Here is a 4,362-nt window from a genome sequence, read left to right on the forward strand (position 1 = left end):
CCGATCTGTTCGACGAAGTGGTGCAGAACCAGATCGGGACGGCCGCCACCGTCGAACGCCTCACGCATCAGCTGGGCGGTGTGCTGCTCACGGGAGAGCGTGGCCCAATACCGGTAGGCCTTGCCGTCGCGTTTGCGCGCCAACCATCCCTTCGTGTGCAAGTTGTCCATCGTCGACATCACTGTGGTGTAGGCAATATCGCGCTCGGTGGCCAGCTCGTCGAACACGTCCCGCACAGTCGCCGACGCTGCGGGGCCTCGGGCCCAAACGCGATCCATGACGACCGCCTCCAGGTTGCCGAACCCTCGAATCCGCACTCCATCGCCTCCAGTCGTCAGCGGCAACCGACATCGCGCATACGAAATTCAACCACGAAACGATACTCACCAGGCATGACCTGCAAAAATGCGTTACCGCAATGTACTGGAGTCACGTGGGCTTCGCGCCACCCCGGCAGCCGATTCGACGTCGAGGAACCAGATCGTCTTCTCCCGCCCGACGGCTCCGGCGGCCGGCACCGACACCGGGTCGGCGCCGTTCACTGCGGCAGCCACTGCGCCGGCCTTCGCCGCCCCGGACACCATCAGCCACACCTCGCGGGAACGCCGGACTGCGGGCAAGGTCAACGTGATTCGTCGCGGCGGCGGCTTGGGGGAGTCGTATATCGGAAGCACCAGCCGGGCGGTTTCCCGCACGGCGGGGGTGTCTGGAAAGAGCGAGTTGACGTGGCCTTCGGGTCCCACACCTAGCAGGTGCACGTCGAAATCCGGGGCGGATTCGCCCAGATCGGCGTTAGCGGCCAAGACTCGTTCGTAGCCGAGTGCCGCTGCATCGAGATCATCGCCGAACTCGCCGTCGCTGGCCGGCATCGGGTGGATGTTGGCCGGTGGAATGTCGACGTGATCCAGTAAAGCCTCGCGGGCCGCCTTGTCGCTGCGGTCGTCGTCGGCAGCGGGAACGTAGCGCTCGTCCCCCCAGAACAGGTGCACCGCTGGCCAGTCGATCCGCTGGCGGTGCTCGCGCAGATGCCGGAGCACCGCGACCCCGTGCCCGCCGGTCAACACGATCAGTGCTTTGCCCCGGGCCGCCACGGCGGTCTCGATGGCGGCGATCAATCGACTGCCGGCGGCCGCGTAGAGCGTGTCGCCGTCGGGGAACGTCTCGATAACGGTGCTCACAAATACTCCACTCGGTCGATGCCCTGTAGCGCCGCGCCGTAAATCGCGTCGGGGTCCAGCCGGCGCAGATCCTCGGCCAAGCACTCGGAGGTCTCCCGGCGCGGCAGTGGAACGAGGACGGGCGGCCGAGCGGTCCGGCTCAACGTCGCCGTCACCCCCTCCTGCGGCCGGCTGAGCGTCACCGTCTCGCTTTTGCGTACCAGTTCTACCTTGAGATCACCGGCTGCGCGCCGCACCGGCCCGTCGATTCGGCTGGCCAGCCAGCCCGCCAGGATGTCCAGGGCGGGTTCGTCCCTACGCCCCGACACCAGCGCCGAGGTAATCGGCTCGTAGGGGGTGTTGTCCATCGTCGAGGTGAGCAGCGCACGCCAGTAGGTGATGCGGCTCCATGCCAGATCGGTGTCGCCGGGTGTGTATCCCGGCATTCGGCTCTTGATCGCCGACAGCGGGTCGGCACCGTTGGTCGCGTCGGTGATGCGGCGAATCGCTAGCTTGCCCAGGGGATCTCGGGCTGGTACCGCCGGAGCGATGCCGGGCCACCACGCAACCACCGGGATGTCGGGCAACAAGAACGGTATGACGACACTGTCGGCGTGACCGGCGAGCGGGCCCGACAGCCGCAGCACCACCACCTCACCGGCGCCGCCGTCTCCGCCCACCCGCAGCTGGGCGTCCAGCCGTGACGGGGTGTCGTCGGACTCACCCGCCAGTACCACGATTACCCGGCTGGGGTGCTCCTGGCTGGCGATGTTGGCCGCGGCGATGGACTCGTCGAGCAGCGCGTCGGTGTGTGGCGCGATGATCAGCGTCAGCACTCTGCCCATGGTCACCGCGCCGACTCGTTCCCGTAACTCGTTGAGCTTCTTGTTGATCGTGGTGGTGGTGGTATCCGGCAACTCGACGATCATCGGCGCCGCTCTCCCCCGCAAGCGGGAGGTGCCCCCACTGCATCGTCGCCGGCGCTCACGGCCGCCGCCATTCCCGCCCGGTACGGCGCAGCATCTCAAACGACGAAGCCGGGCCCCAGGTGCCCGCCTCGTAGGGCTCGGGCTTTCCGTGGGCGGCCCAATTATCTAGGGCCGGATCGATTATCTTCCAGGACCTTTCGACTTCCTCATTGACCGGAAACAGCGACGGTTCGCCGAGCAGCACGTCGAGGATCAGCCGCTCGTAGGCCTCGGGTGAATTCTCGGCGAACGCGGAGCCGTAGGAGAAGTCCATGTTGACGTCACGGACTTCCATTGCGGTGCCCGGCACCTTGGAGCCGAACCGCAGCGTGACCCCTTCATCCGGCTGGACCCGGACCACCAGGGCGTTCGTGCCCAGTTCATCGGTCATGGTGGCGTCGAAAGGAAGATGGGGTGCGCGTTTGAACACCAACGCGATCTCGGTCACTCTGCGGCCCAGGCGTTTTCCGGTCCGCAGATAAAACGGCACACCGGCCCAGCGGCGCGTGTCGACCTCCAGCGTGATGGCGGCGAACGTCTCGGTCGTGGAGTCGTGGGCAAAGCCCTCCTCGTCGAGCAGTCCAACTACCTTTTCCCCGCCCTGCCAGCCGGCGGTGTACTGCCCGCGGACAGTGGTCTCCTCCAGCGGCTCTGCGAGTTGAGTGGCCGAGAGCACCTTGATCTTTTCGGCTTGCAACGCACGCGGGCGGAAACTTACCGGCTCCTCCATCGCGGTCAGTGCCAGCAGCTGCAGGAGGTGGTTCTGGATCACATCGCGGGCCGCTCCGATGCCGTCGTAATAGCCGGCGCGTCCGCCCAGGCCGATGTCTTCGGCCATGGTGATCTGCACGTGGTCGACGTAGTGGGCGTTCCAGACCGGGTCGAACAACTGGTTGGCGAACCGCAGCGCCAGGATGTTCTGCACCGTCTCCTTGCCGAGGTAATGGTCGATGCGGAACACCGACTCCTCCGGGAAGACGCTGTTGACCGCCGCGTTGAGTTCTCGTGCACTCTCCAAGTCGTGGCCGAACGGTTTTTCGATCACCACTCGGCTCCAGCTACCTTCCGGAGGGAGCGCCAGCCCGCAGGAGTGCAGCTGCTGGCACACTGTGGGGAAGGTCTTCGGTGGAATGGCCAGATAGAAGGCGTGATTGCCGCGGGTGCCACGCTCGGCGTCGAGCTGCGCCAGGCATTCGACCAATCGGCCGAACGCCTCGGAGTCGTCGAAGGTGCCCTGCACAAAGCGGATTCCCTCGGCGAGGCGGTCCCAGATCGCCTGCCGGAACGGTGTGCGCGAGTGCTTTTTGACGGCCTGATAGACGACCTGGCTGAAATCTTCGTGTTCCCAGTCCCGGCGGGCGAATCCGACCAAAGCGAACCGTGGGTACAGCAGACCGCGGTTGGCCAGGTCGTAGACCGCCGGCATCAGCTTCTTGCGGGCCAAATCGCCGGTGACCCCGAAGATCACCAAGCTGCACGGCCCGGCGATTCGAGGCAACCGCTTGTCGCGATTGTCCCGCAATGGGTTGTGCCACTGCCCGGTGAGGCCGGAGAGGACCGCTCCGGTCACTTGGCGGCGGCGTCGAGCTGGCCGTGAGTCACCTTGATCAGCTCTTTCCAGGACACTTCGAACTTCTGCACGCCCTCGTTCTCCAGCACGACGAACACGTCGGGCAGATCGATCCCGGCCGCGGACAATTGTTCGAACACCTGCTGTGCGTCCTGTCCGGTGCCGCTGACGGTGTCGCCGGTGATCTCGCCGTGGTCAGCGACCGCCTCCAGCGTCTGCTCAGGCATGGTGTTGACGGTGTGCGGCGCCACCAGCTCGGTGACGTAGAGGGTATCCGAATAGTCCGGATTCTTGACGCCGGTCGACGCCCACAGCGGTCGCTGCAGCCGCGCACCGTCGAGCTTGAGCGCGCGGTACCGGTCACCGTCGAAGACCTCCTGGAAGGCGGCGTAAGCCAGCCGGGCGTTGGCCACGCCCGCCTGGCCGCGCAGCGCCAGCGCCTCCGCGGATCCGATCTTTTCCAAGCGCTTGTCCACTTCGGTGTCCACCCGGGAGACGAAGAACGACGCCACCGAGTGGATTGTGGGAAGGTCGTGCCCGGCGGCCTTGGCGGCCTCCAGCCCGGCCAGGTAGGCGTCCATCACCTCGCGGTGCCGCTGGACGGAGAAGATCAGCGTGACGTTGACCGAGATGCCCTCCGCCAGCACCGCGGTGATGGCCGGCAGGC

5 protein-coding genes are annotated in these 4,362 nt (G+C 66.2%); all 5 read right to left on the minus strand.

Annotated features, from left to right (window positions below):
- On the minus strand, nt 1-317 hold a 317-nt coding region (locus AC2VOP_RS17150), incomplete at its 3' end, for a BlaI/MecI/CopY family transcriptional regulator (RefSeq protein ID WP_486962078.1).
- 93 nt (nt 318-410) lie between these two features.
- Nucleotides 411-1,178 (minus strand): 6-phosphogluconolactonase, encoded by a 768-nt coding sequence (gene pgl / locus AC2VOP_RS17155; RefSeq protein ID WP_486962079.1) that lies wholly within the window; start codon nt 1,176-1,178, stop codon nt 411-413.
- Nucleotides 1,175-2,086 (minus strand): glucose-6-phosphate dehydrogenase assembly protein OpcA, encoded by a 912-nt coding sequence (opcA, locus tag AC2VOP_RS17160; RefSeq protein WP_486962080.1) that lies wholly within the window; start codon nt 2,084-2,086, stop codon nt 1,175-1,177. Before opcA ends, pgl begins: the two co-directional genes overlap by 4 nt.
- A 55-nt stretch (nt 2,087-2,141) precedes the next feature.
- Nucleotides 2,142-3,695 (minus strand): glucose-6-phosphate dehydrogenase, encoded by a 1,554-nt coding sequence (zwf, locus tag AC2VOP_RS17165; RefSeq protein WP_486962081.1) that lies wholly within the window; start codon nt 3,693-3,695, stop codon nt 2,142-2,144.
- A partial coding sequence (tal, locus tag AC2VOP_RS17170) for a transaldolase (protein ID WP_486962082.1) occupies nt 3,692-4,362 on the minus strand: 671 nt, incomplete at its 5' end. The genes zwf and tal, both read right to left, overlap by 4 nt.

It is taken from the genome of Mycobacterium sp. TH-M106, assembly GCF_057473765.1.

What these genes read in the sequence shown, in the direction of transcription:
- opcA (WP_486962080.1), bottom strand. Translation starts at nt 2,086, where the DNA reads ATGATCGTCGAGTTGCCGGATACCACCACCACCACGATCAACAAGAAG.